Origin of the sequence: Neorhizobium sp. T6_25, assembly GCF_002968555.1 — a bacterium.
Lineage (GTDB): Bacteria > Pseudomonadota > Alphaproteobacteria > Rhizobiales > Rhizobiaceae > Neorhizobium.
In genome coordinates, this window is record NZ_PVBL01000004.1 from 200,816 (window position 1) to 227,256 (window position 26,441).

At 61.8% G+C, this 26,441-nt stretch carries 28 protein-coding genes; 10 read left to right on the forward strand and 18 right to left on the reverse strand.

Features of this window, described 5'->3' with window-relative positions; genetic code table 11:
* Window positions 1–125 precede the first annotated feature (125 nt).
* The 8 genes from C5L10_RS07490 (at window position 126) to C5L10_RS07525 (ending at window position 10,157) form a co-directional block, all read left to right on the forward strand.
* Complete coding sequence (locus C5L10_RS07490) at window positions 126–506, forward strand: hypothetical protein (RefSeq protein ID WP_172716937.1); 381 nt, start codon at window positions 126–128, stop codon at window positions 504–506.
* Window positions 503–1,294 carry an ABC transporter ATP-binding protein gene (locus C5L10_RS07495; protein WP_046666673.1) on the forward strand — a complete coding sequence of 264 codons (792 nt, stop codon included), beginning with the start codon at window positions 503–505 and terminating at the stop codon, window positions 1,292–1,294. The genes C5L10_RS07490 and C5L10_RS07495 overlap by 4 nt, the downstream gene beginning before the upstream one ends.
* Before the next feature lie 63 nt (window positions 1,295–1,357).
* The gene (locus C5L10_RS07500) at window positions 1,358–2,242 is read left to right on the forward strand and encodes an ABC transporter permease (RefSeq protein ID WP_046666674.1); all 885 of its coding nucleotides are present in this window, start codon (window positions 1,358–1,360) and stop codon (window positions 2,240–2,242) included.
* A complete protein-coding gene (locus tag C5L10_RS07505) occupies window positions 2,239–3,366 on the forward strand; it encodes an ABC transporter permease (RefSeq protein ID WP_105429129.1) in 1,128 nt (375 codons plus the stop codon). The genes C5L10_RS07500 and C5L10_RS07505 overlap by 4 nt, the downstream gene beginning before the upstream one ends.
* Window positions 3,367–3,427: 61 nt before the next feature.
* Complete coding sequence (locus C5L10_RS07510) at window positions 3,428–4,402, forward strand: ABC transporter substrate-binding protein (protein WP_105429130.1); 975 nt, start codon at window positions 3,428–3,430, stop codon at window positions 4,400–4,402.
* 292 nt (window positions 4,403–4,694) lie between these two features.
* Window positions 4,695–5,930: an efflux RND transporter periplasmic adaptor subunit gene (locus C5L10_RS07515; RefSeq protein ID WP_080951132.1), complete on the forward strand. Its 1,236-nt coding sequence runs from the start codon at window positions 4,695–4,697 to the stop codon at window positions 5,928–5,930.
* A gap of 11 nt (window positions 5,931–5,941) precedes the next feature.
* Window positions 5,942–9,277 carry an efflux RND transporter permease subunit gene (locus tag C5L10_RS07520; RefSeq protein ID WP_105429131.1) on the forward strand — a complete coding sequence of 1,112 codons (3,336 nt, stop codon included), beginning with the start codon at window positions 5,942–5,944 and terminating at the stop codon, window positions 9,275–9,277.
* Window positions 9,278–9,473: 196 nt separating this feature from the next.
* Window positions 9,474–10,157, forward strand: a complete 684-nt coding sequence (locus tag C5L10_RS07525; RefSeq protein ID WP_046635546.1) for a Crp/Fnr family transcriptional regulator — start codon at window positions 9,474–9,476, stop codon at window positions 10,155–10,157.
* Between the two features lie 126 nt (window positions 10,158–10,283).
* On the opposite strand, the gene ureG is transcribed toward C5L10_RS07525, so the two are convergent.
* The 18 genes from ureG to urtA all read right to left on the reverse strand — a co-directional run bounded on the left by ureG (window position 10,284) and on the right by urtA (window position 24,345).
* Window positions 10,284–10,895, reverse strand: a complete 612-nt coding sequence (gene ureG, locus C5L10_RS07530) for an urease accessory protein UreG (protein ID WP_105429132.1) — start codon at window positions 10,893–10,895, stop codon at window positions 10,284–10,286.
* 43 nt (window positions 10,896–10,938) lie between these two features.
* Entirely contained in the window at window positions 10,939–11,571 is a 633-nt protein-coding gene (locus C5L10_RS07535; RefSeq protein WP_105429233.1) for an urease accessory protein UreF, read from the reverse strand.
* A 42-nt stretch (window positions 11,572–11,613) separates the two neighbouring features.
* Complete coding sequence (ureE, locus tag C5L10_RS07540) at window positions 11,614–12,078, reverse strand: urease accessory protein UreE (RefSeq protein ID WP_105429133.1); 465 nt, start codon at window positions 12,076–12,078, stop codon at window positions 11,614–11,616.
* Between the two features lie 14 nt (window positions 12,079–12,092).
* Window positions 12,093–12,764 (reverse strand): TIGR02117 family protein, encoded by a 672-nt coding sequence (locus tag C5L10_RS07545; RefSeq protein WP_105429134.1) that lies wholly within the window; start codon window positions 12,762–12,764, stop codon window positions 12,093–12,095.
* Window positions 12,765–12,789: 25 nt separating this feature from the next.
* Complete coding sequence (ureC, locus tag C5L10_RS07550; RefSeq protein ID WP_105429135.1) at window positions 12,790–14,499, reverse strand: urease subunit alpha; 1,710 nt, start codon at window positions 14,497–14,499, stop codon at window positions 12,790–12,792.
* 7 nt (window positions 14,500–14,506) lie between these two features.
* Window positions 14,507–14,917 (reverse strand): PIN domain-containing protein, encoded by a 411-nt coding sequence (locus tag C5L10_RS07555; RefSeq protein WP_105429136.1) that lies wholly within the window; start codon window positions 14,915–14,917, stop codon window positions 14,507–14,509.
* Window positions 14,914–15,174, reverse strand: a complete 261-nt coding sequence (locus C5L10_RS07560) for an AbrB/MazE/SpoVT family DNA-binding domain-containing protein (protein WP_105429137.1) — start codon at window positions 15,172–15,174, stop codon at window positions 14,914–14,916. Before C5L10_RS07560 ends, C5L10_RS07555 begins: the two co-directional genes overlap by 4 nt.
* 47 nt (window positions 15,175–15,221) lie before the next feature.
* Window positions 15,222–15,602 (reverse strand): lysozyme inhibitor LprI family protein, encoded by a 381-nt coding sequence (locus C5L10_RS07565; RefSeq protein WP_105429234.1) that lies wholly within the window; start codon window positions 15,600–15,602, stop codon window positions 15,222–15,224.
* A 29-nt stretch (window positions 15,603–15,631) separates the two neighbouring features.
* Window positions 15,632–15,937: an urease subunit beta gene (locus C5L10_RS07570; RefSeq protein WP_105429138.1), complete on the reverse strand. Its 306-nt coding sequence runs from the start codon at window positions 15,935–15,937 to the stop codon at window positions 15,632–15,634.
* Between the two features lie 11 nt (window positions 15,938–15,948).
* Entirely contained in the window at window positions 15,949–16,200 is a 252-nt protein-coding gene (locus C5L10_RS07575; RefSeq protein WP_105429139.1) for a DUF1272 domain-containing protein, read from the reverse strand.
* A gap of 11 nt (window positions 16,201–16,211) precedes the next feature.
* Window positions 16,212–16,514: an urease subunit gamma gene (locus tag C5L10_RS07580; RefSeq protein ID WP_046666684.1), complete on the reverse strand. Its 303-nt coding sequence runs from the start codon at window positions 16,512–16,514 to the stop codon at window positions 16,212–16,214.
* Window positions 16,515–16,532: 18 nt separating this feature from the next.
* Window positions 16,533–17,378: an urease accessory protein UreD gene (locus C5L10_RS07585; protein WP_105429140.1), complete on the reverse strand. Its 846-nt coding sequence runs from the start codon at window positions 17,376–17,378 to the stop codon at window positions 16,533–16,535.
* Window positions 17,315–18,475, reverse strand: a complete 1,161-nt coding sequence (locus C5L10_RS07590; RefSeq protein ID WP_172716938.1) for a PHB depolymerase family esterase — start codon at window positions 18,473–18,475, stop codon at window positions 17,315–17,317. Before C5L10_RS07590 ends, C5L10_RS07585 begins: the two co-directional genes overlap by 64 nt.
* Window positions 18,476–18,695: 220 nt before the next feature.
* The gene (gene urtE / locus C5L10_RS07595; protein ID WP_046666686.1) at window positions 18,696–19,391 is read right to left on the reverse strand and encodes an urea ABC transporter ATP-binding subunit UrtE; all 696 of its coding nucleotides are present in this window, start codon (window positions 19,389–19,391) and stop codon (window positions 18,696–18,698) included.
* Between the two features lies 1 nt (window position 19,392).
* Window positions 19,393–20,154: an urea ABC transporter ATP-binding protein UrtD gene (urtD, locus tag C5L10_RS07600; RefSeq protein ID WP_105429142.1), complete on the reverse strand. Its 762-nt coding sequence runs from the start codon at window positions 20,152–20,154 to the stop codon at window positions 19,393–19,395.
* A 12-nt stretch (window positions 20,155–20,166) separates the two neighbouring features.
* Complete coding sequence (gene urtC / locus C5L10_RS07605) at window positions 20,167–21,336, reverse strand: urea ABC transporter permease subunit UrtC (RefSeq protein ID WP_105429143.1); 1,170 nt, start codon at window positions 21,334–21,336, stop codon at window positions 20,167–20,169.
* Complete coding sequence (gene urtB / locus C5L10_RS07610; protein ID WP_105429235.1) at window positions 21,333–22,907, reverse strand: urea ABC transporter permease subunit UrtB; 1,575 nt, start codon at window positions 22,905–22,907, stop codon at window positions 21,333–21,335. The genes urtC and urtB overlap by 4 nt, the downstream gene beginning before the upstream one ends.
* A 133-nt stretch (window positions 22,908–23,040) precedes the next feature.
* The gene (gene urtA / locus C5L10_RS07615; RefSeq protein ID WP_105429144.1) at window positions 23,041–24,345 is read right to left on the reverse strand and encodes an urea ABC transporter substrate-binding protein; all 1,305 of its coding nucleotides are present in this window, start codon (window positions 24,343–24,345) and stop codon (window positions 23,041–23,043) included.
* 283 nt (window positions 24,346–24,628) lie between these two features.
* Here urtA and C5L10_RS33540 point away from each other — a divergent pair, with 283 nt between their 5' ends.
* Both C5L10_RS33540 and C5L10_RS07625 read left to right on the forward strand, forming a co-directional pair.
* A complete protein-coding gene (locus C5L10_RS33540; RefSeq protein WP_256384659.1) occupies window positions 24,629–25,936 on the forward strand; it encodes a flagellin in 1,308 nt (435 codons plus the stop codon).
* A gap of 125 nt (window positions 25,937–26,061) precedes the next feature.
* Window positions 26,062–26,382 (forward strand): putative quinol monooxygenase, encoded by a 321-nt coding sequence (locus C5L10_RS07625; protein WP_105429145.1) that lies wholly within the window; start codon window positions 26,062–26,064, stop codon window positions 26,380–26,382.
* Window positions 26,383–26,441 lie beyond the last annotated feature (59 nt).

Sequence of the window (26,441 nt, forward strand, 5' to 3'; positions counted from 1 at the left end):
AGAGCGGCAGCCGAGACAGACGAAAAGAGAGGGCTCTTGGACACCGCAATGATCGATATCCTGCGCAACGGTGATGTCTATACTGTACGCTTCGCAGACGGACTTGAATGGGGGCCTTTCGGGAAATGTCACTGAATACAATCCACTTCAGCATCGCATCGGCGGTCCTTGCCACGATCTCGATTGCCGTTCCCGCCAAGGCCGCGACCTTCCTCGACGGCGCCTATGGCAGCAAGGAAGGCTGCATTTACGCCAGGACCGGCGAATCGTCCGGTGCCGATGATTTCCTGCTGCTGAACGACGACGGCGTGACGACTTCCGTTTCCGCCTGCGAATTCAAAGGCATGCCGAAGAAGACGGCGAACGGTTTCACCATCAAGGCAGCATGCGAGGCCGACGGGGAAGTCGGACCGGAAGACACCGCTACGCTCACCAAATCCGCCAAAGGCTATACCGTCAGTTTCCCGGACGGCACCAAACTCGGACCCATGCCCAAATGCCGATGAACAATGCTCCATCCTCCGTCGTTTCGGCCAAAAAGCTCGGCCTGACCTTCGAGACCGGTGACGGGCCGGTACATGCGCTGTCGAATGTCGATCTCACGGTGAACAAGGGGGATTTCGTCTCCTTCATCGGCCCGTCCGGCTGTGGCAAGACGACTTTCCTGCGCGTCATCGCCGATCTCGAAAAGGCGACTGCCGGCGAGATCACCGTCAACGGCATGACGCCGGAAGAGGCACGCAAATCGCGCTCCTACGGTTACGTCTTCCAGGCGCCGGCGCTTTATCCGTGGCGGACGATCGAGAAGAATATCGCCCTCCCTCTGGAAATCATGGGCTATTCGTCGGTGGATCGCAAAGCGCGCATCGAGCGCACCCTCGACCTCGTCAACCTTTCCGGCTTCGGCAAGAAATACCCCTGGCAGCTTTCCGGCGGCATGCAGCAGCGCGCCTCCATCGCCCGTGCGCTCGCCTTCGACGCCGACCTGCTTTTGATGGACGAACCCTTCGGCGCGCTCGACGAGATCGTCCGTGATCACCTGAACGAGCAGCTGCTGAAGCTGTGGGCGCGCACCGAAAAGACCATCTGTTTCGTCACCCACTCCATCCCGGAGGCAGTCTACCTCTCGACCCGCATCGTCGTCATGTCGCCGCGTCCGGGCCGGGTGACCGACGTGATCGAATCGACCTTGCCCAGGGAACGCCCGCTCGAAATCCGCGAGACGCCGGAATTCCTGGAGATCGCGCATCGGGTGCGCGAGGGGTTGAGAGCGGGGCATAGTTATGAGGAGTGAGGTTTTGCATTCCGGGAATCCCCCCCTCTGTGGCTCCGGGCTGAGACGTGAGAGGGCAGCGGCATGAAACCCGACTCCCTCAAATCCCGCATCATCCCCGTCCTCACCATCCTCGTTGTGATCCTCGCCGTCTGGTACGTCGCCGCCTATTTCATGAACGCGCCGTTCCAGCGGGATCTCGACCGGCGTGCCAACGTCACCTCCACGACGATGGAGTTCATCGGCAAGACGATGGCGCAACCGAAGCCCATCCTGCCGGCGCCGCATCAGGTGGTGAGCAACGTCTTCGAGAATACGTTTCTGCGCAGCGTCACGTCAAACCGCAGCCTCGTCTACCATGCCTGGGTGACGCTCTCTTCAACCGTGGTCGGCTTCACCATGGGCACGCTGACCGGCATCCTAATCGCGGTCGGCATCGTGCATCTGAAGGCGCTCGACCGCAGCCTGATGCCCTGGATCATCGCCTCGCAGACCGTGCCGATTCTCGCGGTGGCGCCGATGGTGATCGTCGTGCTCGGCGCGATCAACGTCACCGGGCTCGTTCCCAAGGCGCTGATCTCGACCTACCTCTCCTTTTTCCCTGTGGCAGTCGGCATGGTAAAGGGCCTGCGTTCCCCCGAGATCATCCAGCTCGACCTGATGCGCACCTATTATGCAAGCGGTGCCCAGACCTTCTGGAAACTCCGGGTGCCGGCCTCCATTCCGTTCCTGTTCACTTCGATGAAGGTGGCAATTGCCGCAAGCCTGGTCGGCGCGATCGTCGGCGAGCTGCCGACCGGGGCCGTCGCCGGCATCGGCTCGAAACTGCTGGCCGGGGCCTATTACAGCCAGACGATCGATATCTGGGCGGCGCTGATCGCCGGTTCGGTGCTGGCGGCGGCTCTCGTTGCCATCGTCGGGATCATCGCCAAGATCGTCGATCGCTCCATGGGCGGGAGGCCGGCATGACGGTGGCACTTCGTTCCTGGCAGGGCGCGATGGCGCTGCTCCTGTGTCTCGCCGCCCTCGCCTCCCTGCCGCTGATGGCGGCGGACGCGCCCTCACCGTTCGGCGCCGGCGCCCTCGCCGTGATCTTTCTCCTCGTCGCCGGCGCAGCCCTGGTCTCGTTCACCAGGCTTTCCCAGCCCCTCCTCGCAACGGTCCTGTTCCTCGCGGCCCATCTCGCCGTCTGGCTGCTGCTTGCGGGCATCGCCGGCAACGAGGGCAAGGCGACGCTTGCCTTCTTCCTGATAATCACGGCCTGCTGGCTGATTGCCTGGCGCTGCGTCACGGTCCTGTCCGGCATCCGTGCCAAATCCAAAACCGGCGATACGTTTCTCCGGCTGCTGATCCCGGCGATCTTCGGGGCCTGGATCCTGATCCTCTGGGAAGCGGCGACCCGCGGTGCCGGCATTCCCTTCATCATCCTGCCACCGCCGTCCTCGATCGGCGCAAGGCTCGCAAGCTCGGTGCCGATCCTCTGGGCAGACGTGCAGCAGACGATCTTCAAGGCGGTGCTGTTCGGTTACGTCGTCGGCTGCGCCTCCGGCTTCGTCGTCGCCATCCTTGCCGATCGCATTGCCTTCCTGCGCCGTGGGCTGCTGCCGATCGGCAACCTGATGTCGGCGCTGCCGATCATCGGCGTCGCACCGATCATGGTCATGTGGTTCGGTTTCGACTGGCATTCCAAGGCAGCGGTCGTGATCATCATGACCTTCTTCCCGATGCTGGTGAACACGGTGGCAGGGCTCGGGGCCTCGGGCGCCATGGAACGCGACCTGATGCGTTCCTACGCGTCCGACTACTGGCAGACGCTGATCAAGCTGCGCCTGCCGGCCGCCATGCCCTTCATCTTCAATGCGCTGAAGATCAACTCGACGCTGGCGCTGATCGGTGCGATCGTCGCGGAATTCTTCGGCACGCCGATCGTCGGCATGGGGTTCCGGATCTCGACCGAGATCGGCCGCATGAATGTCGACATGGTCTGGGCCGAAATCGCTGTTGCAGCGCTGGTCGGTTCAGTTTTTTATGGCGTCGTGGCGCTTGGCGAAAGAGCGACGACGTTCTGGCATCCGTCTAACCGCGGTGGTTAAACGCGAAAAATCCGGCCCGCTTCGGCGGAACCGGCAAACCTCAGAGGGAAGGATAAAAAACATGAGAAAAATTCTCGTTGCGCTGATGGCGGGCGCCATGTCGCTCGCGGCAGCCCAAGCTGCGATGGCCGCCGACAAGGTGACCCTGCAGCTGAAATGGGTGGCTCAAGGCCAGTTCGGCGGTTATTACGTCGCCAAGGACAAGGGCTTCTACAAGGATGAAGGCCTCGACGTCACGATCAAGCCGGGCGGCCCGGACATCGCTCCCGAGCAGGTAATCGCCGGCGGCGGCGCCGACGTGATCGTCGACTGGATGGGCGGTGCGCTGGTTGCCCGCGAAAAGGGCGTGCCGCTCACCAACATCGCCCAGCCCTACCAGAAGTCCGGCCTGCAGATGATCTGCCCCAAGGACGGCCCGGTGAAGACCGAAGCCGACTTCAAGGGCCGCACGCTCGGCGTCTGGTTCTTCGGCAACGAATACCCGTTCTTCGCCTGGATGAACAAGCTCGGCCTGAAGACCGACGGAGGCAAGGACGGCGTGACCGTTCTGAAGCAGAGTTTCGACGTGCAGCCGCTCATCCAGAAGCAGGCCGACTGCATCTCGGTGATGACCTATAACGAATACTGGCAGGCGATCGATGCCGGCTTCAAGCCCGAGCAGCTCGTCGTCTTCAACTTCTCCGCCATGGGCAACGACCTGCTCGAGGATGGTCTCTACGTGATGGACACCAAGCTCAAGGATCCGAAGTTCAAGGAAACCATGGTGAAGTTCGTCCGTGCGTCGATGAAGGGCTGGAAATACGCCATCGCCAATCCGGGTGAAGCCGCCGGGATCGTCATGGACAATGGCGGCCAGGACGAGAACCACCAGAAGCGGATGATGGGCGAAGTGGCCAAGCTGATCGGCACCGGCACCGGCAAGCTCGACACTGCCACCTACGACCGCACGGTCAAGGCGCTGCTCGACCAGAAGATCATCACCAAGAAGCCGGAAGGCGCCTATACGAGCGAGATCACCGACGCGGCATTGAAATAATAATCGCCGCTGGCTTGTTAAAAGAGAACGCGCGGCTACATGCCGCGCGTTTTTGAAATTTTTCTCACACAAAACATAACTAAAACTCATTCGTCTCATAAGGGCGACGGATTGATTTGTGCAACGCAAACACGTAAAAGTGCGGCGTTGATGAATCTTTCGCTGCCGGTCTTGTAACCGTTTTGCGCGGTTACCACCTTGATCCGGGTTATCGTGCGCTGAGGGGGCGTTACGTGACCGGAGCGGTTCCCAGCGGAATATTTGCCCCTTACTTCAGTTTGAAAGTAATCGCATGTTTCGCAAGTTTACCAAGTCCGCCGGTATCCCGGCTCTTCGCCTTGCACTCGGCGCCAGCATTGCGCTTGCCGCAGGCTCCGTATTGATCCCCAATTCTGCTGTTGCGCAGGACGCGGCCAAGCCGGCCCCGGCGCAGACGGAAATCAAGCTGCCCTCGATCATTGTGACGGAAGCGATCGAAAAGCCGCTCATCGACCGCGTCATCGCGACCGGTACCGTCAGGCCCGTCGAGGAAGTCTATGTCCAGCCGCTCGTCGACGCCCTGTCGATCAAGACGCTGAATGCCGATGTCGGTGACGAAGTGAAGGCCGACAGCGTGCTTGCGACGTTGAACGACGACGCGCTGATCCTTGAGAAAAGCCAGCTGCAGGCCAACAAGGCAAAAGCTGAGGCTGGTCTTGCGCAGTACAAGGCGCAGGTGATCGAGGCGGAAGCCAACCTTGCCGACGCCAAACGCCAGCGCGACCGCACGCAACGCCTGAGCCAGAGCGGCACCAGCACGGTTTCGCAGCTCGAACAGGCAAACGCGCTCGTAGAGGTATCCGACGCCAAGCTGAACGCCGCCAAGCAGGCGGTCGCGGTTGGCCAGTCCGACATCAAGGTGGTTGACGCCCAGATCGAGGACATCAACCTGAAGCTCGCCCGCACCGGCGTGAAGGCGCCGGTCGGCGGTGTCATTTCCGTCCGCAATGCCAAGGTCGGCGCGATCGCCAGCGGCACCGGTAATCCGCTCTTCACGATCATCAAGGATAGCGCGATCGAGTTGGTCGCCGATCTTTCCGAGACCGACATCCAGAAGATCAAGGCCGGCCAGAAGGCGATCGTTACGGTCGCCGGCGGCAAGGTGAAGATCGAGGGCAAGGTTCGGCTCGTCTCCCCGACGGTCGATGCGGTCACCCGCCTCGGCGCTGTGCATATCGTCATCGACGATGAAACCGGCGCACGCTCGGGCATGTATGGGAGCGCCGAGATCGTCATCACCGAGACCAATGCACTGGTGCTGCCGCTCTCCGCCGTCACCACCGGGCGGAACGGTTCCACCGCCCGCAAGGTCGAAGACAATGTGGTCAAGCAGGTGAAGATTGAAACCGGCATCCAGGATGGCGGTTTCGTGCAGGTCGTCAGCGGTCTTACGGCCGGTGACATTGTCGTTGCGAAGGCCGGCGCCTTCGTTCGGGACGGCGACAAGATCGCCCCGGTCCCGGCCGAACCCGCCACTATCGCGAACTGAGGTTGAGCCGCATGAACTTCTCTGCCTGGTCGATCCGCAATCCGATAGCGCCGATGCTCGGTTTTGCCCTGCTGCTTATTGTCGGCATTCAGTCGTTTTACGCGCTGCCGATCACCCGTTTCCCGAATATCGACGTTCCGGTCGTGTCGATCACCGTCACCCAGAGCGGGGCCGCCCCCGCCGAGCTGGAAATGCAGGTGACGAAGGAGATCGAGGACGCTGTCGCCTCCATCAGCGGCATTGACGAAATCCAGTCCACGGTGACGGACGGCCAGTCGCAGACGGTCGTCGTTTTCCGCATCGAAAAGCCGACCGCCGAGGCCGTGCAGGACACCAAGGACGCGATCGACAAGATCCGCAGCGACCTGCCCGCCGGCATCGAGGAACCCGTCGTCACCAAGGTCGACGTCGAAGGTCAGGCTATCCAGACATTCGCCGTCTCCTCGCCGAACATGACCCTCGAGGAGCTCTCCTGGTTCGTCGACGACACGGTCAAGCGCGCCCTGCAGGGCCAGGCCGGCGTCGGCCGTATCGACCGTTACGGCGGCTCCGACCGTGAAGTCCGGGTGTCGCTGAACCCCGCCAAGCTGGATGCCTATGGCATTACCGCTGCCGATGTCAGCACCCAGATGCGCGGCACCAACGTCGACCTCGGCTCCGGCCGCGGCCAGGTGGCCGGCAACGAACAGACGATCCGCACGCTCGGCGATGCCCGCAGCGTCGCTCAGCTTGCCGACACGACGATCACGCTGCCCAACGGCCAGTTCGTCAAGCTGACCGAACTCGGCACCATCACCGACACCTACGAGGAGCCGAAATCCTTCTCGCGCTTCAACGGCACGCCGTCGGTCACCTTCGCCGTGTTCCGCGCCAAGGGTGCAAGCGAGGTCTCGGTCGCCGAAACCGTTGCCACCAGCCTCGACGAAGTGCGCAAGGCCAATCCGAACGTCGCGATCGAAATGGTCGACGACTCGGTCTACTTCACCTACGGCAATTACGAAGCTGCCCTCCATACGCTGGTGGAAGGCTCGGTCCTCGCCGTCATCGTGGTCTTCCTGTTCCTGAGGAATTGGCGCGCGACGCTGATCGCAGCGGTTGCCCTGCCGTTGTCCGCGATCCCGACCTTCTGGATCATGGACCTCATGGGGTTCTCGCTGAACCTCGTAAGCTTCCTGGCGCTGACGCTCGCGACCGGTATTCTCGTCGACGACGCGATCGTCGAGATCGAGAACATCGCGCGGCATATCAAGATGGGTAAATCGCCCTACAAGGCCGCGCTCGAAGCCGCCGACGAAATCGGCCTCGCCGTCATCGCCACCAGCTTCACGATCATCGCCGTGTTCGTGCCGGTGTCGTTCATGCCGGGCGTTCCGGGCCAGTACTTCATCCAGTTCGGCCTGACGGTCGCCTTCTCGGTGTTCTTCTCGCTTGCGGTGGCGCGACTGATCACGCCGCTGATGGCCGCCTATCTGATGAGCCCCGAAGACGGGATGGAAGACCATCAGGACAACGACGGCTGGATCATGAAGGCCTATACGCGCCTTGTCACCGGCACGACCCGCCGCTGGTACTGGCGTTATACGACGATGCTCGCCGCAATCGGCTTCCTGATCGGCTCCGTGATGCTGCTATCCCAGGTCCCCGGCAGCTTCCTGCCGCCGGACGACAACTCGCGTGTCGTGCTGTCGGTGGAATTGCCGCCGAATGCGACGCTCGACGAAACGGGCGCCAGCACCGACGTCATCTATGATGCGGTGCGCCATATCGACGGTGTCGAGAGCGTCTTCATCCTCGGCGGAGCGTCACCTAAGGGCGACCTCGAACTGCGCCGCGCAACCGTGCGCGTCATCCTGCAGAACCTCGACCATTCGCTGGTCAAGACCTTGGTCAACAAGGGCCTGGGATCGATCCCCTTGATCCGTGACGTTGTGCCGAGGATCAAGGAAAATGGCCGCACGCGTCCGCAATGGGATGTCGAAAAGGACATTTTCGCTGCCGTCCGCTCCATTCCGGACGTGCGGATATCCAAGGTCAACGACCGCGCCGAGCGCGACCTTTCGTTCAACTTCCTCTCCACCAACGAGGCGCACCTGAACGACGCCGTCAGCATGCTGGAATCGAAGCTGCGGGCCTCGCCGATCCTTTTCAACGTCTCCTCGGAAGGCGCCCTGCCCCGTCCGGAACTGCAGATCCGGCCGCGCATGGCGGAGGCTTCGCGCCTCGGCATCACGCCGCAGCAGATCGCCGAGACGGTCCGCGTCGCGACCATCGGCGATGTCGATGCCAACCTTGCCAAGATCTCGCTCGACGACCGGCAGATCCCGATCCGCGTCCAGGCTTCGCTCGACGTGCGGCGCGATCTGGCCTCGATCCGGGCGCTCAAGATCAAGACTGCGGCCGGTGCCAGCGTGCCGCTCTACAACGTTGCCGACATCGACTATTCGGAAGGCCCGAGTTCGATCAAGCGCAACGACCGCAACCGCGTCGTGGCGATCGGTTCCGACGTGCCCTTCGGCACGGCGCTCGATACCGCATCGGCCGAGTTCAAGCGGATCGTCGGCGAGACCGAGTTGCCGAAGACGGTTCGTCTGGCCGAAAGCGGTGACGCCAAAGTGCAGGCCGAAATGCAGCAGAGCTTCGGCAATGCGATGCTGATGGGCCTGATGCTCGTGCTCGTGGTGCTGATCCTGCTCTTCAAGGACGTCATCCAGCCCTTCACCATCCTGTTCTCGCTGCCGCTTGCTATCGGCGGCGTGGCGGTGGCGCTGATCATTACCCAGAACGCGCTGTCGATGCCGGTCCTGATCGGTATCCTGATGCTGATGGGTATCGTCACGAAGAACGCCATCCTTCTGGTGGACTTCGCGATCGAGATGAAGCGGCAAGGCCTGGAACGGGTCCATGCCATGGTCGAGGCCGGCCGCAAGCGCGCCCGTCCGATCATCATGACGTCGATCGCCATGTCCGCGGGCATGTTGCCCTCGGCGCTCGGCGTCGGCGAAGGCGGCTCCTTCCGTGCGCCGATGGCGATCGCGGTGATAGGCGGCATCATCGTTTCGACGGTGCTCTCGCTCCTCGTCGTGCCATCCTTCTTCCTGATCATGGACGACCTGTCGCGCCTGCTCGGCAAGATCTTCGGCCGCATGGTCGGCAAGAAGGAACAGGAGGACTTCGGTCTTTCCAACGAGGAGCTCAGCCAGGAGGCTCGCAAGAACGCGCAGTCGATCGCATCCCTGGAAGAACGCCTCAACCAGATGGAACGGCAGACGAGCGCCAACGACGATCGCTCTCCCGGTGCGCAAGCCAGCAGCAACGTGCTGCGCCTGCCGCCGCTGGCCGCCGAATAACTCCATTTCCGAACCTTATCTTCGATAGCGCCGGGCCCTTGGGCCCGGCGTTTTTCGTTGGAACAAGCCAACTCGCGGAGATTGCAGAAAAATTTCACGGATTTGATCGATGTCAAATTCTGATTTCATGAACCTGTTATTTTAGCGACATCGGGAATGCGCGGCGGTTCAGGTTATGGAAGAGACGGCGGACATGATGAACAGCAATTTCAAGCTCAACAACAGGGACCGGGCCGTCCTGATGAAGACGCCTTTCCTGACGAGCCTGACCGGCAATTCTCTCGTCCGGATGATGTCGGCCATGAGTGTCATCAGTCTGACGAACCGCAAGTCGATCTTTCGCGAGGGCGAGAACGCAGACGCTTTTTACTGCGTTCTCAGCGGCTATGTGCGACTTTACCAGCTCAATCGTGACGGCCGCGAGGCGGATATCCGCATCTGCAGCCCGGGTGACACGTTCGCCGAATGTCTTCTCTATGGCGGCACCAAGTATCGCCATCATGCCCAGACGGCCGAAGCCACGACGCTTGCCCGCTTCGACATGCAGGCGGTGCGGGATCTGGCCGAGCAGGAACGGGATATCGCCAAGGCGGTGATCACCTCGCTGTCGAAACACCTCATCACCACGATGGACTGCGTCGCCAACGACAGGTTGCATACGGCGCCGCAGCGGGTGGCCGACTATATACTGAAAAGATGCCCAGTGGATGGCGGCCCAGCCTCCATTCGCCTGCCGTTCCAGAAGAACCTGCTAGCGGGCATGTTGGGATTGGCGCCCGAGGCACTCTCCCGCGCATTCTCCACTCTCCGGCGGACCGGAGTGACGGTGCGCGGGCGAGTGATCCAGGTCGTCGACGTGCAGGCCCTGCGCGAGATCTGAAGTTAAACGAAGCGAGACCGGCCGGGCGGGTCCGGGCTTTCTTTGGATGCATGTTGCGACACTGGCGGCGGGACCGCGACATGCAGATAAGGCCGGTGGCTTCGAGGGGGCACCGGCCTCAATTTTTTAAAGCCCACCCTGCTCCTTCAGGAACCGGACCACATGGTCCACGCCGACGCCGCGCTTCAAATCGGTAAACAGATGCGGCTTGGCCTCGCGCATGCGATACGCGTCGCGGTCCATCACGTCGAGATCGACGTCGACGTAGGGAGCGAGATCCTTCTTGTTGATGATCAGCAGGTCGGAGCGGGTGATGCCTGGGCCGCCCTTGCGCGGGATTTCCTCACCTTGGCAGGTGGAGATCACATAGATGGTGATGTCGGCAAGATCGGGCGAAAAGGTCGCCGCGAGATTGTCGCCGCCTGATTCGATGAACACCACGTCAAGGTCCGGTATACGCTCGTTCAGGCCCGCGATCGCCTGCAGATTGATCGTCGCGTCCTCGCGAATGGCGGTATGTGGGCACCCACCGGTCTCGACACCGACGATGCGGTCAGAGGAGAGCGCCTGCATGCGCACAAGCGCCTCGGCGTCTTCCTTGGTGTAGATGTCATTGGTGACGACCGCGACCGAATAGTCCGCGCGCATCGCCTTGCAGAGCTTCTCGGTCAATGCCGTCTTGCCCGAGCCGACGGGGCCGCCGATGCCGACGCGCAAGGGTCCGTTCGCCGATTTCATATGTCGTCCTTCCATTTTTTCAGACATCAGCTTAGGCCCGCTTTCAGGAGCGGAAAAGCCGCGAATGCTGTGTTTCATGCCGCAGAGAAGCGATTTCCGCCTGCACTGCGGCGCCGCCGAGATCGTCGAGCGTGGCAAGGCTTGCCTTCTCTGCAATCTGGCTGATCAGGTTCTCGATGTCCGCGAGCACGGCCACCCCTTCCACCTGCCCGGAAACCCCAAGCCTGATACCGGCAGATACCGATTGCGAGACAGTAGCATGCAGATAGGCGGCAAGCGCCTGGGCTACCGGCACGCCATGCCCTGCCGCAATCGCACCGACCGCGACGGGGAACGGCGCGGCTGGCGGCAGGCGGTCGAGAACCGGATGCGGCCATGCGGATGCCGCCGCGGCGAATGCCTTGCCGAGCGACAATGTCTCCGCGTGGCGCTCTGTGGAGCCGGCAAGCGCCAGCCCCAATTCGGCTATCTCCTTCAACGCGACACCGTCCTCATACCGCCGCCAGGCTTCGCCGAACAGCACGGCGTCATTCCACAAGGCGCCGTGCCGCAGCAGGCTCGTCAGCCAAGCGATCAGGCCTGCCGCATCCTTGACGAGGCCATCGTGCACCGCCCGTTCGAGCCCGCCCGAATAGGCGAAACCGCCGATCGGAAAGGCCGGCGAGAGCCAGGCCATCAGCCTCAGAAGAACCTTGGTATCGAGGTTGGTCACTGCGGCTCAATGTCCGTGATGGTCGTGGCCGTGGGAACCATGCGAATGATAGGCGCCGCGGGCGGGCTGGAAACCTTCCTCGACCTCGGCAACCGTGGCGCCCAGTCCTTCCAGCATGGCGCGGATCACGTGGTCGCGCAGGATGAGGATACGGCCTTCCTCGATCTGCGCCGGAAGGTGCCGGTTGCCGAGATGCCAGGCGAGTTCGATCAGGTGCAGCGTATCGCGGCCCCTGATCTCGAAGAGCTTTTCCGGGGCTGCATGTACCTCGATCGTGTCACCGTTCTCAAGTACCAGGCGGTCGCCATGATGGAAGAGCACGGCCTCCTTGAGGTCGAGCATCACCATCTCGCCATTGGAGAGATGCAGCAGCTTGCGGCGCAGATGCCGCAGATCATGCGGCAGCGTGACGATATCGATCGGCGGATCGGTGACCACGCCGGCGGGGTGATAGGAGTGGACGTGCTGCATGGAATACTCCGGGGTCAATTGAAGAGCTTGAGTGAGAGGGTAAGCGTCTGCGGCAACGGATTCCAGAGGCCGGTGCGCAATCCGGCGGCGCGAAGTGCCGCGGCAGCCCACGTGTTGCAGCCGACAACTGCGTTGAAATAGCCGTTTGCCTCGAAGAACCGGTCATTATCGCCATAGCCCGCGTCCGCCACCACAGCCACCTCGCCTGCCGGACGGCTGAAACTCGTCTGGATGAACGCTAGAAGCCGCTGGAATTCCGCCGCCTCCAGGTCGAGCGGCATCACCGCCGGATGGCTTTCATCGATCCCGCCGGCAACGTCCACATGCACGACCGAACTGTCGATCGTCAGTGCCCGCAACACCGGCAGCGGCTTCAAGTCCGCCCAGGTCGGCGTTTCAAGATAGAAGGCCCGCCCACCCCAACCGAGCACCAGCCATTCCGCACCGGGATCGGCAACGGGAATTCCGGACCGCTCCAGAAAAGCGAAGGCGGCGCGGGTATCCTCAGCCAGCGGAATGGCAATGTCCGTGTGGATCGGGTTGGACAGAACCAAGATGCGCCTTTGCGCCGCCGGGTCCGCCGCTCGGCTCGGCGCAAACAACGGTCGCGGGATGAACGTCCCGACGGCCACCGCGACAACCACGAACAGGACCGCAGCGAGGAGCCAGCGCAAAAACGTCTTCATTCAGGGGCCCCGAGGTGCCAGCGCCTCAGAACAGGAAATAGCGCTGCGCCATCGGCAGCACCGTCGCGGGCTCGCAGGTCAGCAGCTCGCCATCGGCCCGCACCTCGTATGTCTCCGGGTTGACCTCCACATGCGGCGTCAGCGAATTGTGGATCATCGAGGCCTTGGAGATGCCGCCGCGGGTGTTTTTGACCGCCACCAGCTTCTTGGCGACGCCGAGGCGCTGGGCAAGGCCGCCATCCAGCGAAGCCTGGCTGACGAAGGTGACGGAGGAATTGGTGCGCAGCTTGCCGTATGCCGCAAACATCGGCCGGTAGTGCATCGGCTGCGGCGTCGGGATCGAGGCGTTCGGATCACCCATCGGTGCGGCCGCGATCGAGCCGCCGAGCAGCACCATTTCCGGCTTCACCCCGAAGAAGGCAGGGCTCCAGAGCACGAGATCCGCCCGCTTGCCGACCTCGACCGAACCGATCTCGTGGGAAACGCCGTGCGCAATCGCCGGGTTGATCGTGTATTTGGCGATGTAGCGCTTGACGCGGAAGTTGTCGTTATTGCCGGTTTCCTCCTTCAGGCTGCCGCGCTGGCGCTTCATCTTGTCGGCCGTCTGCCAGGTGCGGATCGCCACTTCCCCGACACGGCCCATGGCCTGGCTGTCGGAGGAGATGATCGAGAAGGCGCCGAGATCGTGGAGTATGTCTTCGGCAGCGATGGTTTCCTTACGGATGCGGCTTTCCGCAAAGGCGATGTCTTCCGGGATCGACGGCGACAGGTGATGGCAGACCATCAGCATGTCGAGATGTTCGGCAAGCGTATTGATCGTGTAGGGCCGGGTCGGGTTGGTCGAGGACGGGATGACGTTCGGATTGCCGCAGACCTTGATGATGTCGGGGGCGTGGCCGCCGCCGGCCCCTTCCGTGTGGAAGGCGTGGATGGTGCGGCCCTTGATGGCGGCGACCGTATCCTCCACGAAACCGCTTTCGTTCAGCGTATCGGTGTGGATCATCACCTGCACGTCGAAGGCGTCGGCGACGGTCAGGCAGTTGTCGATCGCGGCCGGCGTCGTACCCCAGTCCTCGTGAAGCTTCAGCGACGAGGCACCGGCGAGGATCATTTCCTCCAGTGGTGCGGGAAGCGACGCATTGCCCTTGCCGGCAAGCGCGAGGTTCATCGGGAAGGCATCAAAGCTTTCGATCATCCGCTCGATATGCCAGGCGCCGGTGCAAGTGGTGGCAAGCGTGCCATGTGCCGGGCCGGAGCCACCGCCGAGCATGGTCGTGACGCCGCTCATCAGCGCCTCCTCGATCTGCTGTGGGCAGATGAAATGGATATGCGCGTCCATGGCGCCGGCCGTCAGGATCTTGCCCTCGCCGGCAATCGCCTCGGTGGACGGGCCGACGATGATCGTCACGCCCGGCTGGGTATCCGGATTGCCGGCTTTGCCGATCGCGTGGATGCGGCCGTTCTTCAAACCGACGTCAGCCTTGTAGATGCCCGAATGGTCGACGATCAGCGCATTGGTGATGACCGTATCGACGGCGCCTTCCGCCCGCGTCGCCTGGCTCTGCCCCATGCCATCGCGAATGACCTTGCCGCCGCCGAACTTCACCTCTTCGCCATAAACGGTGAAATCCTTCTCCACCTCGATGAACAATTCGGTATCGGCAAGCCGCACCCTGTCGCCCGTGGTCGGACCGAACATGCTGGCATAGGAGGCGCGGGACATCTTGTGGGGCATGGGCGGTCTACCTTGTAAGCTCGGTAAAATGGGAGGATTTCGATGCAGCTTTATCGAACGTCATAGTAGTACGGCAGCCGTTGCGGCTATTGATCTCTCCAATCAGGTGGTCGGAGAAATCGCCGGGGAACTCGGAATAGGTCTGGAGGGCGGCGCTCAAAATCTCTCGGTCCTTCACGACCGCATTTTCCAAATTCAGAAGACCCCAGATGATCTCTGCAATCCGGGCCTTTGGTAGGCGAGCGCGCTGTTTCAGGACCCAGGCAATTTCGACGACCACGATCTCGTTGATGAAGAACGCTTCCTCACTCTTATCGAAGAGCGCAGTAAGCGCCTCGCTCTGCATCAATGCCGGCTCTCCGATCAACTGACCGCGCACGAGCCAACGAAGGAGGACATTCGTGTCGATTCCGATCATAGGTCGTTGCCGCCTTCAGGAATCCGGCCACGTGCTTCGGCGACCCATTCATCCAGTTCGGCGGCGGTAATCGGCTTATCCAGCTTTACGATCCCTTTCAGATCCGCGAACGTCCATCGTTTCGGCCGGATTTCCAGATGGCCGTCCTGACTCGGTACGATATCCACCTGGTCTCCGGCCTTGACGCCAAGCAAAGCGAGCGCTTCGGCAGACAGGGTTATCTGGTTTTCAGGGCTGATCTTGACTGTTTCGGTCATGTCGCTCTCCTTCCCGCTCCCATAACTACCACAAACACGCTCAACGTTCAGTTCCCCATCGCCTCGGTCAGCTCTTTGAGCTCCTCGATGCGCTTGCGGGTGAGGTCCGCCTGGCATCCGGAAATCAGCATCGGCTCCATCGAGCCGCCATGGGCCTGGAAGCCGGAGGAGATGCATTGCGCGTCGCGATAGACGACCCAGGCCCGTTGCGCCTTGACCAGCGCATCCTCGGCGCCCTTGAGATCCGCGGAACTGTCCGCATCCCATTTCTTCATCGCCTTGCGAGTTGTCTGGTACTGGGCATTAAGAGCCTTGTCGGCGGCCTCGTAGTCGCGTTGCGAGCAGATGTTCATTTCCATCTGCGTCTGCGGGTTCTTGCAATTTGCCTTCGGCTCCTGCGCCACCGCCGGCAGGGCAAGAAGCGCCATGAACGCGGCGGAAAACGCGGATGCGGGCTTCACAGCGCACCCATGACCTTCTGCTGGAAGCCGTAGACCTCGCGCTTGCCCGAAAGCGGGATCAGCGTCACTTCCCGCGTCTGGCCGGGCTCGAAGCGCACCGCGGTTCCGGCAGGGATATCGAGACGCATGCCGCGCACCTTGTCCCGGTCGAAGGAGAGCCCGTTATTGGTCTCGAAGAAATGGTAGTGGCTACCCACCTGCACCGGCCGGTCGCCGGTATTGGCGACCTTTATGGTCACCGTCGGAGCGCCCGCATTGAGCTCGATTTCGCCTTCTGCCGCAATGATTTCGCCGGGGATCATGGTATTCTCCTTCAAGCCGCCTTGGGCGCGCAGCCCTCGGCCTTCAGAACACGTTTGGTGGAGGCTGGATTGCTTAGCAGTGCGGCCGCCGGACGTACGGGCCGGCGAACCAGTTCCCCGGCGCAATTCGGGCAGGTGCCGTTCAGCACGTCGGTCGCGCAGTCGGCGCAGAACGTGCACTCGAAGGTGCAGATCATCGCTTCCCGGCTTTCCGGGGGCAAATCCTTGTCGCAGCATTCGCAGTTGGGGCGCAGTTCCAGCATGGGCCGCCTCCTCAGCGGATCGGTTCGTGGACAGTGACGAGCTTGGTGCCGTCCGGGAAAGTCGCCTCCACCTGCACGTCGTGGATCATCTCGGCAATGCCTTCCATAACCTGGTCGCGGGTGACGACATGGGCGCCGGCCTCCATCAGGTCCGCAACCGAGCGCCCGTCGCGCGCGCCTTCCACCACATAATCGGTAATGAGGGCGATCGCTTCCGGATAGTTGAGCTTGACCCCGCGTTCCAGCCGGCGACGCGCGACGATCGCCGCCATGGAAATCAGCAGTTTGTCTTTTTCTCGTGGGCTCAGGTTCATGGGAATCCCGCTGTAAGATCAGATGTTCCAGACTTTCGGCACTGGCGCGCCGTTACGCAATACGGAAATTGCCGGTGTCAGGATTTTTCTCAGGTCAAATCCGGTCGGCGCCACGAGCCTGGCGATCAGCTTGCCGTTCCAGTGGCTGGCTCCGCCGGTCCAAAGGCTGGCTCCGCCGGGCGTGCCGTCGACAATCTGGCGGAGTTTCGGGAAGAGCATTTCGGCGAGCGGGCCGGTGTAAAATAATGTTGCGAAGGCGACCTGGCCGGAGAGCACCGCGGCAGCCTGGGAAAGCTGCTCGATCTCGCCCTCGAACTTCATCTCTTCCGCATGGATCAGCTGGCCGCCGCGGCGCACCCGCCAGCGGTCGCGGAAGAAGCCGTTCGCGACCGCTTCGCCCATCGCCTTGCGGCCGAGCAGGACCGCTTCGACGGCCAGAAATTCGGACCTCTCGGAAAGATCGACGTCAAGCCGGCGGGTCAGCGAGGACTGGTCGAAAAGGATGGTTTCCTGGGGAAGCCAGTGGACCGAGGCGTCTTCGCCGACGGTGACATGGGTGGAGACGGAGGCCGTGCCGGACGAGGCCTTGTAGATCTTCTCGTTCGCCTGGGTGGTGACCGACAGTCTTGTGGAAGCGGCAGCGGCGACGGACCATTCGATCACGTCGCCGCCCGTCAGTCCCCCCGACGTATTGATTAAAATCGCCTCCATTTCAGGCGAAAATGTTTCGGGAAGGCGAATTTTTGCGCAGCCTTCCTGGTAGAATTCGGCGAGCCGTGTCCGCCCGCCGAAAGCCTTGGTTACAAGGCGTCCTGCACCCCTTGCCCGCTGCGGCGCATATCGATCGGCTGGTTGCTGTTGCACGTCGTCCCCTGAAGATCGGCTTCGGTTCCGCAGCCCGATGCAACGCCCGTGCCAGACTTGCCCGCCGAACCGATCTTGGCCGGCGCTGCGGTGGCGATCACGTCGGTGCTGTCGGCCTTGCCGAAGAACTCCCACATCCGCGAGGCCGGATCAACATTTGCGTCGAATGCCGGCTTGGAGACAGTGACCGCAGCCACCTTGGTGACGCTCGCGGCCCCGTCCTTGGCGGCAGCGATCACGGCTTCCGTGGCGGCAACCGGTTTCGGCCAGTCATGCGTGCCGTTGGCGAAGACGTAGGATGCGACGCGTGCCCCGTTCTTGCAGGTACCGTAGAGACTGAAGGTCACGCCGTCGACGGTCTTTACGTCGCCATTGCCCTTGCAGCCGTCGAGTTCGGTCCAGCGCTGGATCGCGGTCTTGAAGCCGTATTGCCAATAGGTATTGCCGCCGCCCGCGTAAGGGTTGGCTGCATCCTTGACGCCGGCAAAGGCCATGATCGAGACAGGCCTGGCGGGATTGCAGCCTTGCGCATCCGGACCCCATTTGCCGTCGGTCTCGACCGGGCGTCCGGCGCGCAGCGAATGTACGAAGCCGGCGGCTGCGAAATCGTCATGACCGGAGCAGAGGTAGGCCGACAACATGCGGCCGCCACCGGAATAGCCCGAGGCATAGATGCGGGCCGGATCGACGCAGAATTGCTGCTTTGCGGTGTTCAGGGCCTGCTTGATATAAGCAATCTCGTCGAGGCCACCCTGCTGTACGGTGACGAAGGGCACGTTCCAGGCGTAGGTGCCCCCGGAACTCCCCGGCAGGCTGCCCTGCAGGGCCAAAACGATGAAGCCGTTTTTCTCCGCGACCTTGTCCCAGGAGCTTCTGTTCAGCTGCCCTTCAGGGTTGCTGTGGCTACCATGGAGATCGAAAACCAGCGGAACCTTGTCCTTGCCGGTATAAGACGATGGAATGAAATAGATGGCCGAACGGGCGATACCGTCGGTCTCGATGGTGATCCGGTGGCGACCGGCTTCCATCGGCTGGCCGCCGCAACCTGCGGCAAGGGCGCTGCCGGTCATCGACCCGAGAAAGGTCGTGGCGCCCAAAAAAACCGCTCCTACAGCAAACATGCGTGTAAGAGCGGAACGAGAGAAGAAACCGGCAACGCGTGCAAAGACCATCAGCGCCTCATCATGGGGTGCGGGGGTTGTCAACAAATATGCGGAATGCCCTGAAAACGCAGTGTTGTTAACATATATTAGCGGCCTTTGAAACGCACGAAGTGCTGCAACGCGATACAAACATTCACCAGTAAGAATACTAGTCTCATACGGTCAGATGTCGCCTTGCTTCTGCCGTATCCAGAGTCTCGGCCGCCCCTTCGTGCACAATCTCGCCACGATCCATGATGTAGACCTGGTCGGCCAGTTCCCGGCAGAAGTCCAGATACTGTTCCACCAGAAGAATGGCCATGCCGGTTGAATCGCGCAGGTAGCGGATCGCCCGGCCGATATCCTTGATGATCGACGGCTGGATGCCTTCGGTCGGCTCGTCGAGCACGAGGATCTTCGGACGGGTGACCATGGCGCGGCCGATCGCAAGCTGCTGCTGCTGGCCGCCTGAGAGGTCCCCGCCTCGCCGGCCGAGCATCGATTTCAGCACCGGAAACAGCGAGAAAATCTCGTCCGGGATGAACTTGTCCTTGCGCGCGAGCGGGGCGTAACCGCTTTCGAGGTTTTCCTGGACTGTCAGGAGCGGAAAGATTTCCCGGCCCTGCGGCACGTAGCCTATCCCGTGCTTGGCGCGGTTATAGGGTGCAAGGCCGTTCAGGAGCTCCCCTTGGAAGCTGATCGTACCGGCGCTGACCGGATGCTGGCCGGTGACGGCGCGGAGAAGAGAACTCTTCCCCACGCCGTTCCGCCCCAGCACGCAAGTGATCTTGCCCATGTCCGCATGAATGGAGACACCCCGCAGCGCCTGCGCTGCGCCATAGTGAAGATTGACGTTGTTGACTGTCAGCATGTTAGCGCCCCAGATAATTCTCGATCACCTTCGGATCGCTCGAGACGAAATCGATCGAGCCTTCGGCGAGTACCGAACCTTCCGCAAGGCAGGTCACCTTGACGCCGAGTTCGCGGATGAAGCCCATGTCATGTTCGACGACCACGACCGAACGGGTCTTGGCGATTTCCTTCAGCAGCACCGCCGTCTCGGCCGTCTCCGCATCCGTCATGCCGGCGACGGGTTCGTCGACCAGAAGCAGCTTCGGTTCCTGGGCGAGCAACATGCCGATCTCCAGCCACTGTTTCTGGCCGTGACTGAGATTGGCGGCGTATTCTTGCCTGCGGTGGGTCATGCGGATCGTTTCGAGGATTTCCTCGATGCGAGCCTTGTCCTCCGCCGACAGCGTATAGAACAAGGTGGCGAACACGCCGCGCGACCGGTTGAGCGCCAGTTCCAGGTTGTCCCAGACGGTATGGCTTTCGAACACGGTCGGCTTCTGGAATTTGCGGCCGATGCCGAGCTGGGCGATGTCCGCCTCGTCCTTTTTGGTGAGGTCGATCCTATCCTCGAACAGGACCGTGCCGGTATCGGGCCGTGTCTTGCCGGTGATGATGTCCATCATCGTCGTCTTGCCGGCGCCGTTCGGGCCGATGATCGCCCTGAGTTCGCCCGGTTCGACGACAAAGGACAGCGAGTTCAGCGCCTTGAAGCCGTCGAAAGAGACCGAGACGTTTTCGAGATAGAGCAGGCTTTTCTGTCGGGTTTCGGAAATCATGTTCATGGTTGCGCGCCCCTATTCCGCCGCCTGAGCCTGGGTCACCGCCGCAGCGTCGCCCCTGCCCTTTTCCGCATCCGCCGCAGCCTTCAGCGCCTTGCGGGCTTTGAAGCCGTGCTGGATCGTTCCGACGATGCCCTTCGGCAGGAAGAGCGTCACGGCGATGAACAGGCCGCCGAGCGCAAACAGCCAGATTTCCGGGAAGGCGCCGGTGAAGAAGCTCTTGCCGCCGTTGACGAGGATGGCGCCGATGATCGGGCCGATCAGCGTGCCGCGGCCGCCGACCGCCGTCCAGACGACCACTTCGATCGAGTTGGCGGGCGCAAATTCGCCCGGATTGATGATGCCTACCTGCGGCACGAACAGCGCGCCCGCAATCCCGGCCATCATGGCGGAGACGACGAACGTGAAGAGCTTGATGTTCTCGACCCGGAAGCCGAGGAAGCGCACCCGGCTTTCCGCATCACGCACGCCGACCAGCACCTTGCCGAATTTCGAGCGGACGATGGCCGAGGCGAGGATCAGGCAGAGCGACAGCATCAGCGCCGACATGAAGAACAGAACCGCCCGCGTGCCGTCCGCCTGGACGGAGAAGCCGAGGATATCCTTGAAGTCGGTGAGGCCGTTATTGCCGCCGAAACCCATGTCGTTGCGGAAGAAGGCGAGCAGCAGAGCGTAGGTCATCGCCTGGGTGATGATCGACAGGTAGACGCCGTTGACGCGGGAGCGGAAGGCGAACCAGCCGAAGATGAAGGCGAGCAGGCCGGGCACGACGATCACCATCGCCATGGCGAAGACGAACCAGTCGAAGCCATGCCAGAACCACGGCAGTTCCTTGTAGTTCAGGAACACCATGAAATCCGGCAGGATCGGGTTGCCGTAGACGCCGCGCGGGCCGATCTGGCGCATCAGGTACATGCCCATCGCATACCCGCCGAGCGCGAAGAAAGCCCCGTGACCGAGCGAGAGGATGCCGCAGTAACCCCAGACGAGATCGAGCGCCAGCGCCAGCAGCGCATAGCAGAGATACTTGCCGAACAGCGACATCGCGTAGGTCGGGATGTGCAGGGCGCTATCGGGCGGCGTCAGCAGGTTGAGCGCCGGCACCAGGATGCCGATGCCGAGAAGGATGCCGACGGCTACGACGATGCGGCCTTCGAGGGCGCGGAAGACAAAGCCGGAAATCATGCTTCCACCGCCCTTCCCTTGAGCGCGAAGAGACCGCGCGGACGTTTCTGGATGAACAGGATGATCAGCACCAGAACCAGGATCTTGCCGAGCACGGCGCCGACCGAGGGTTCGAGGAACTTGTTCAGCACCCCGAGCGACAGCGCGCCGACCAGCGTACCCCAGAGATTGCCGACGCCGCCGAACACCACGACCATGAAACTGTCGATGATGTAGCTCTGGCCGAGGTTCGGCGAGACGTTGTCGATCTGGGAAAGGGCGACGCCGGCGATGCCGGCGATGCCGGAGCCGAGGGCGAATGTGAAAGCGTCGACCCAGGGCGTCTTGATGCCCATCGACGAGGCCATGCGGCGGTTCTGGGTGACGGCGCGCATGTTGAGACCGAAGGAGGACTTCTTCATCACCACCAGCAGCGCCACGAAGATCGACAGCGAGAAGGCGATGATCCACATGCGGTTCCAGGTGATCGTCATGCCGCCGACCGGGAAGGAACCGGACATCCAGGACGGATTGCCGACTTCCTGGTTGGTGGGGCCGAAGAGCGAGCGGATCGTCTGCTGCAGGATCAGCGAGACGCCCCAGGTGGCAAGCAGCGTTTCGAGCGGCCGGCCGTAGAGGAAGCGGATGACGCCGCGCTCGACGACCAGGCCGACGGCGCCGGTGACGAGGAAGGCAACCGGAAGCGCGATCGCCAGCGACCAGTCGAACAGACCGGGCGCATGGTCGCGGATGAGCTGCTGCACCACGAAGGTGGAATAGGCGCCGAGCATGACCATTTCGCCATGCGCCATGTTGATGATGCCCATCACGCCGAAGGTGATCGCGAGCCCGATCGCCGCCAGAAGCAGCACCGAACCGAGCGAAACGCCGTACCAGACGTTCTGGCCGATATCCCAGAGCCGCTGGCCGCTTTCGATGCTGGCGATCGCCGCATCGACGTCGCCCTTGAGGCTCGGATCGAGCGACGCGGATGCGCCCATCAGGATGCCGATCGCGTTGCGGCCGCCATAATTCTTGATCGTCTGGATCGCGGCCCGCTTTTCGTCGATGGAGCGGTCGGAGGAAAGCAGCGACACGGCGCGCGCTTCGACCATGCGGGCCTTGACCTCGCCGTCCGTCTCCTTGGAGATTGCGGTCTCGATAAGCTCGAGATTTTCGGCGCTCGGCGAGCGCAGCACCGCATCGGCCGCATGCAGCCGGACGCCGCGATCCGGGCTCAATAGCGTCAGGCCGCCCATGGCCGAACGAATGACGCGGCGCAGGCTGTTGTTGATCTTGATCTTGGTGACGGCATTCTTGGCGGCCTGGCCAGCCGAAGCGCCTGTGACCGGATCGGTCAGCTCATAATTGGAGCCGGCCGCCTTGCCGATGAACACCAGGTTATCGGACTTGCGGAAATAGAGGTCGCCCTCGGAAAAGGCATTCAGCGCCGGCACGAGCCGGGCATCGCCGGTGGCGGCGAGCTGGCCGATCAGTTTTTCAGCTTCGCTGAAATCGGCCTTGGAGAGCGCATCGATCAGCGGCCTGGGATCGGTCTGCTGCGCGAAGGATGGCGCAGCGAAGGAAAACATCAGGCAGAGCAGAAGACCAAGGCTCTGCAGAACGCGGAAAGGAACTTTGCTCGTCATTGGAACCCCCTTGCGAGATCGCGGGCGACTGAACGCCGCCCGCGATGATGTCGATGAACATCGAGAGGCAATCGGATCAGCTGCCCTTGCCGCCGCACTTGCCGGAAGCAACGTTGAAGTTGCCGCAGGACATCGGCTTGCGCCAATCGGAGATCAGGTTCTTGCTGTCCGGCAGGTAATCGGACCACTCGTCGCCGACCACAGGTGCGGTTTCCTGAACGATGTCGAACTGGCCGTCAGCCTGGATTTCACCGATCAGCACCGGCTTGGTGATGTGGTGGTTCGGCATGACGGTAGACGTGCCACCCGACAGGTTCGGAACGGAGACGCCGATGATGCTGTCCAGCACGGCGTCAGTGTTGGTGGTGCCGGCGGCTTCGACGGCCTTTACCCAGGCGTTAAAGCCGATATAGGCGGCTTCCATCGGATCGTTGGTGACGCGCTTGTCGTTCTTGGTGAAAGCCTTCCATTCCTTGATGAATTCGGCATTCACATCGGCATCGACGGACTGGAAGTAGTTCCAGGCGGCCAGGTGACCGACGAGCGGCTTGGTGTCGAGGCCGGCGAGCTCTTCTTCGCCGACCGAGAAGGCGACGACCGGAATGTCTTCAGCCTTGATGCCCTGGTTGCCGAGTTCCTTGTAGAACGGAACGTTGGCATCGCCGTTGATGGTCGAGACGACGGCGGTCTTCTTGCCGGCCGAGCCGAACTTCTTGATGTCGGAGACGATCGTCTGCCAGTCGGAATGACCGAACGGCGTGTAGTTGATCATGATGTCGGATTCGGCAACGCCCTTCGACATCAGATAGGCCTTGAGGATCTTGTTGGTCGTCTGCGGATAGACATAGTCGGTACCGGCCAGAACCCAGCGCTTGACGCCCTCTTCCTTGGCCAGATAGTCGACGGCAGGGATGGCCTGCTGGTTCGGAGCGGCACCCGTGTAGAAGATGTTGCGCGAGGATTCTTCACCCTCGTACTGGACCGGGTAGAACAGGATCGAATTCAGCTCTTCGAAGACCGGCAGGACCGACTTGCGCGAAGACGAGGTCCAGCAACCGAAAACGGCGGCAACCTTGTCCTGCGAAATCAGCTGGCGGGCCTTTTCGGCGAACAGCGGCCAGTCGGAAGCCGGATCGACGACGACGGCTTCGAGCTTCTTGCCGAGCACGCCGCCCTTCTTGTTCTGCTCGGCGACGAGCATCAGCATGACATCCTTGAGGGTGGTCTCAGAGATGGCCATGGTGCCGGAAAGCGAGTGAAGCACACCGATCTTGATGGTGTCGTCAGCGGCGAAAGCACCCTGCAGCGCCGTCGTCGACATTACGGCAGCGAGCAGCGCGCCACCCAGTTTGGATTTGCCCGATTTGGACTTGAATGTCATTGGTTCGAACCCCTCTTCTCGTTCGTCCGCAACGAAGAACTTAACCGTTGCTTAAGCGACTATCCGTTGCTGCATCGCAAAACCGTATACGTCGAATGACGTACCGGAGGGGGAGAAGGGGGAAGAACTGCGCCGCGGGGGAAATCCCGTGATCAGCTGGCACTCTTCAGGTCAGATAGCGACGGCAAGGCCCTGTCGATCATACTCATGATATATTAACCATATTTGGATTTTATAACCCAACGCTTATGTAGGGCGGGGGAGTTGTTTCGGTGTAGATCCCATGAGTAGCATCCTCACGAATGCTGGAGCTGCTTCTGCGCTCCAAATGCTTCGTTCCCTCGACAGCCAGATGTTGGGCACGCAGCGGCAGGTCGCGACCGGCTTGCGTGTCGACCAAGCCTCAGACAACGCCGCCTACTGGTCGATCGCTACCACCATGCGATCGGACACTGGCGCCCTCTCGGCCGTGCAGGACGCCCTTGGCCTCGGAGCCGCAAAGGTCGAGACGGCCTATGAAGGCATCGCTGCGACCACCGATATCCTGGCGGCGTTCATGGCCAAGGTCGTTTCCGCCCAGCAGGACGGAATAGACAAGAACAAGATCCAGGAAGAGCTGGATCAGTTGAAGCAGCAGATCGTCTCCATATCCAACTCCGCAAGCTTCGCCGGCCAGAACTGGTTGCGGTCGGACATGCAGGGGCAGACCAGCGAAGCTGGTGCGAAGACTTCTGTCGTATCATCGCTCAATCGCAGCGAGGACGGAACCGTCTCCGTCGGGACCATCGACGTCGATCTGTCGAAACTCGCGCTGTTCAAGAATGGCGGCGGCGGAATTCTGCAGAAAGAGCCTGATCCGGATCTCGGTTATGGCCTCGGCACGCTCGGTGGGATGGTCGGATTTTCGACATCGGGTTATGGCGACGTGCCAGGCCCGGCATTCGACCAGCCCTTCACGATCACGAAATTCGATGTCATCACGGTCGACTTTTCGGTCGGTACGTCCAACGATACGTTCGTCATCACCAAAAGTGTCGTCGATCAGGCGCTCGGAGGTCAAGCGGGGTACGGCTTCGACGGAGATATCGAGAGCGCGGCCGATTGGGCGAAAGTCCTCCAGCAGGCAACGTTTCTCAACAAGGCGCCCTCCGACGCCTTGTTGACGGCTCAGGGCGGCGCGCCGAATATCTTCTTTCGCGCCATCATTCCCCTCGCCGCGGAGCTGATCACCGTCCAGCCGCCCGTCCACACCCGTACGCTGCCGCCGGAGGGTATCGATATTCTCGATATCGACGTCACCGACCCCGACATCGATTTTCCGACAATCACCTTGGTTCTCGACGAGATGCAGCAGAAGGTCATATCGGCCGGCGCCTATCTTGGCTCGCTCAGGTCGAGGATCGCGATGCAGGAAGCATTTGGAAACAGTCTCGCGGACAGTCTCGACAGAGGCGTCGGGCGCCTCGTCGATGCGAATATGAGCGAGGCCTCGAGCCGGCTCAAGGCACTGCAAGTCCAGCAGCAACTCGCGACCCAGTCACTCTCCATCGCCAATTCGGACGCGCAAAACATCCTGTCTCTCTTCCGGTAAAGAGACCGTCATCCTTGGGAGCAGGCGCGCATTGCGCGTGCGATATATGACCTCCGAGGTAATCGACCCGGCGAGCGGTGGCATCTATCCAGGATCCAGCTTTGCAGCGCGAGAGGATCAGCCCCATGCCCGTCACCTATGTCATCCGTTTCGATATTCTCCCGGCCCAGCGCCACCGCTTCATGACCCTTCTGAACGGCGTGCTCGATGCCATGCGGCACGAACCGATGTTCCACAATGCCGTGCTGCATGCCGATCCCGACAACGAGAACCACGTGATGCTCTACGAGACATGGGAGGATCATCAGGACGTCCTGGACGTGCAGTTGCAGCGCCCCTACCGCGAGGCATGGCACGCGGCCTTGCCGGACCTGCTCGCCGGGCCTCGGGACATTTCGATCTGGCATCCGATCCGCAGCGACCGTTCGGCACAATCTCGTTCCTAACGGAAGAGCTGTCGCGAATTGTCTGCCCGGTTGATGTCCTTGCCCCTTTGCGTCATTCT

What these genes read in the sequence shown, in the direction of transcription:
- C5L10_RS07490 (WP_172716937.1), top strand. Translation starts at nt 126, where the DNA reads ATGTCACTGAATACAATCCACTTCAGCATCGCATCGGCGGTCCTTGCC.
- C5L10_RS07495 (WP_046666673.1), top strand. Translation starts at nt 503, where the DNA reads ATGAACAATGCTCCATCCTCCGTCGTTTCGGCCAAAAAGCTCGGCCTG.
- C5L10_RS07500 (WP_046666674.1), top strand. Translation starts at nt 1,358, where the DNA reads ATGAAACCCGACTCCCTCAAATCCCGCATCATCCCCGTCCTCACCATC.
- C5L10_RS07505 (WP_105429129.1), top strand. Translation starts at nt 2,239, where the DNA reads ATGACGGTGGCACTTCGTTCCTGGCAGGGCGCGATGGCGCTGCTCCTG.
- C5L10_RS07510 (WP_105429130.1), top strand. Translation starts at nt 3,428, where the DNA reads ATGAGAAAAATTCTCGTTGCGCTGATGGCGGGCGCCATGTCGCTCGCG.
- C5L10_RS07515 (WP_080951132.1), top strand. Translation starts at nt 4,695, where the DNA reads ATGTTTCGCAAGTTTACCAAGTCCGCCGGTATCCCGGCTCTTCGCCTT.
- C5L10_RS07520 (WP_105429131.1), top strand. Translation starts at nt 5,942, where the DNA reads ATGAACTTCTCTGCCTGGTCGATCCGCAATCCGATAGCGCCGATGCTC.
- C5L10_RS07525 (WP_046635546.1), top strand. Translation starts at nt 9,474, where the DNA reads ATGAACAGCAATTTCAAGCTCAACAACAGGGACCGGGCCGTCCTGATG.
- ureG (WP_105429132.1), bottom strand. Translation starts at nt 10,895, where the DNA reads ATGAAATCGGCGAACGGACCCTTGCGCGTCGGCATCGGCGGCCCCGTC.
- C5L10_RS07535 (WP_105429233.1), bottom strand. Translation starts at nt 11,571, where the DNA reads ATGGCCTGGCTCTCGCCGGCCTTTCCGATCGGCGGTTTCGCCTATTCG.
- ureE (WP_105429133.1), bottom strand. Translation starts at nt 12,078, where the DNA reads ATGCAGCACGTCCACTCCTATCACCCCGCCGGCGTGGTCACCGATCCG.
- C5L10_RS07545 (WP_105429134.1), bottom strand. Translation starts at nt 12,764, where the DNA reads ATGAAGACGTTTTTGCGCTGGCTCCTCGCTGCGGTCCTGTTCGTGGTT.
- ureC (WP_105429135.1), bottom strand. Translation starts at nt 14,499, where the DNA reads ATGCCCCACAAGATGTCCCGCGCCTCCTATGCCAGCATGTTCGGTCCG.
- C5L10_RS07555 (WP_105429136.1), bottom strand. Translation starts at nt 14,917, where the DNA reads ATGATCGGAATCGACACGAATGTCCTCCTTCGTTGGCTCGTGCGCGGT.
- C5L10_RS07560 (WP_105429137.1), bottom strand. Translation starts at nt 15,174, where the DNA reads ATGACCGAAACAGTCAAGATCAGCCCTGAAAACCAGATAACCCTGTCT.
- C5L10_RS07565 (WP_105429234.1), bottom strand. Translation starts at nt 15,602, where the DNA reads ATGGCGCTTCTTGCCCTGCCGGCGGTGGCGCAGGAGCCGAAGGCAAAT.
- C5L10_RS07570 (WP_105429138.1), bottom strand. Translation starts at nt 15,937, where the DNA reads ATGATCCCCGGCGAAATCATTGCGGCAGAAGGCGAAATCGAGCTCAAT.
- C5L10_RS07575 (WP_105429139.1), bottom strand. Translation starts at nt 16,200, where the DNA reads ATGCTGGAACTGCGCCCCAACTGCGAATGCTGCGACAAGGATTTGCCC.
- C5L10_RS07580 (WP_046666684.1), bottom strand. Translation starts at nt 16,514, where the DNA reads ATGAACCTGAGCCCACGAGAAAAAGACAAACTGCTGATTTCCATGGCG.
- urtE (WP_046666686.1), bottom strand. Translation starts at nt 19,391, where the DNA reads ATGCTGACAGTCAACAACGTCAATCTTCACTATGGCGCAGCGCAGGCG.
- urtD (WP_105429142.1), bottom strand. Translation starts at nt 20,154, where the DNA reads ATGAACATGATTTCCGAAACCCGACAGAAAAGCCTGCTCTATCTCGAA.
- urtC (WP_105429143.1), bottom strand. Translation starts at nt 21,336, where the DNA reads ATGATTTCCGGCTTTGTCTTCCGCGCCCTCGAAGGCCGCATCGTCGTA.
- urtB (WP_105429235.1), bottom strand. Translation starts at nt 22,907, where the DNA reads ATGTTTTCCTTCGCTGCGCCATCCTTCGCGCAGCAGACCGATCCCAGG.
- urtA (WP_105429144.1), bottom strand. Translation starts at nt 24,345, where the DNA reads ATGACATTCAAGTCCAAATCGGGCAAATCCAAACTGGGTGGCGCGCTG.
- C5L10_RS33540 (WP_256384659.1), top strand. Translation starts at nt 24,629, where the DNA reads ATGAGTAGCATCCTCACGAATGCTGGAGCTGCTTCTGCGCTCCAAATG.
- C5L10_RS07625 (WP_105429145.1), top strand. Translation starts at nt 26,062, where the DNA reads ATGCCCGTCACCTATGTCATCCGTTTCGATATTCTCCCGGCCCAGCGC.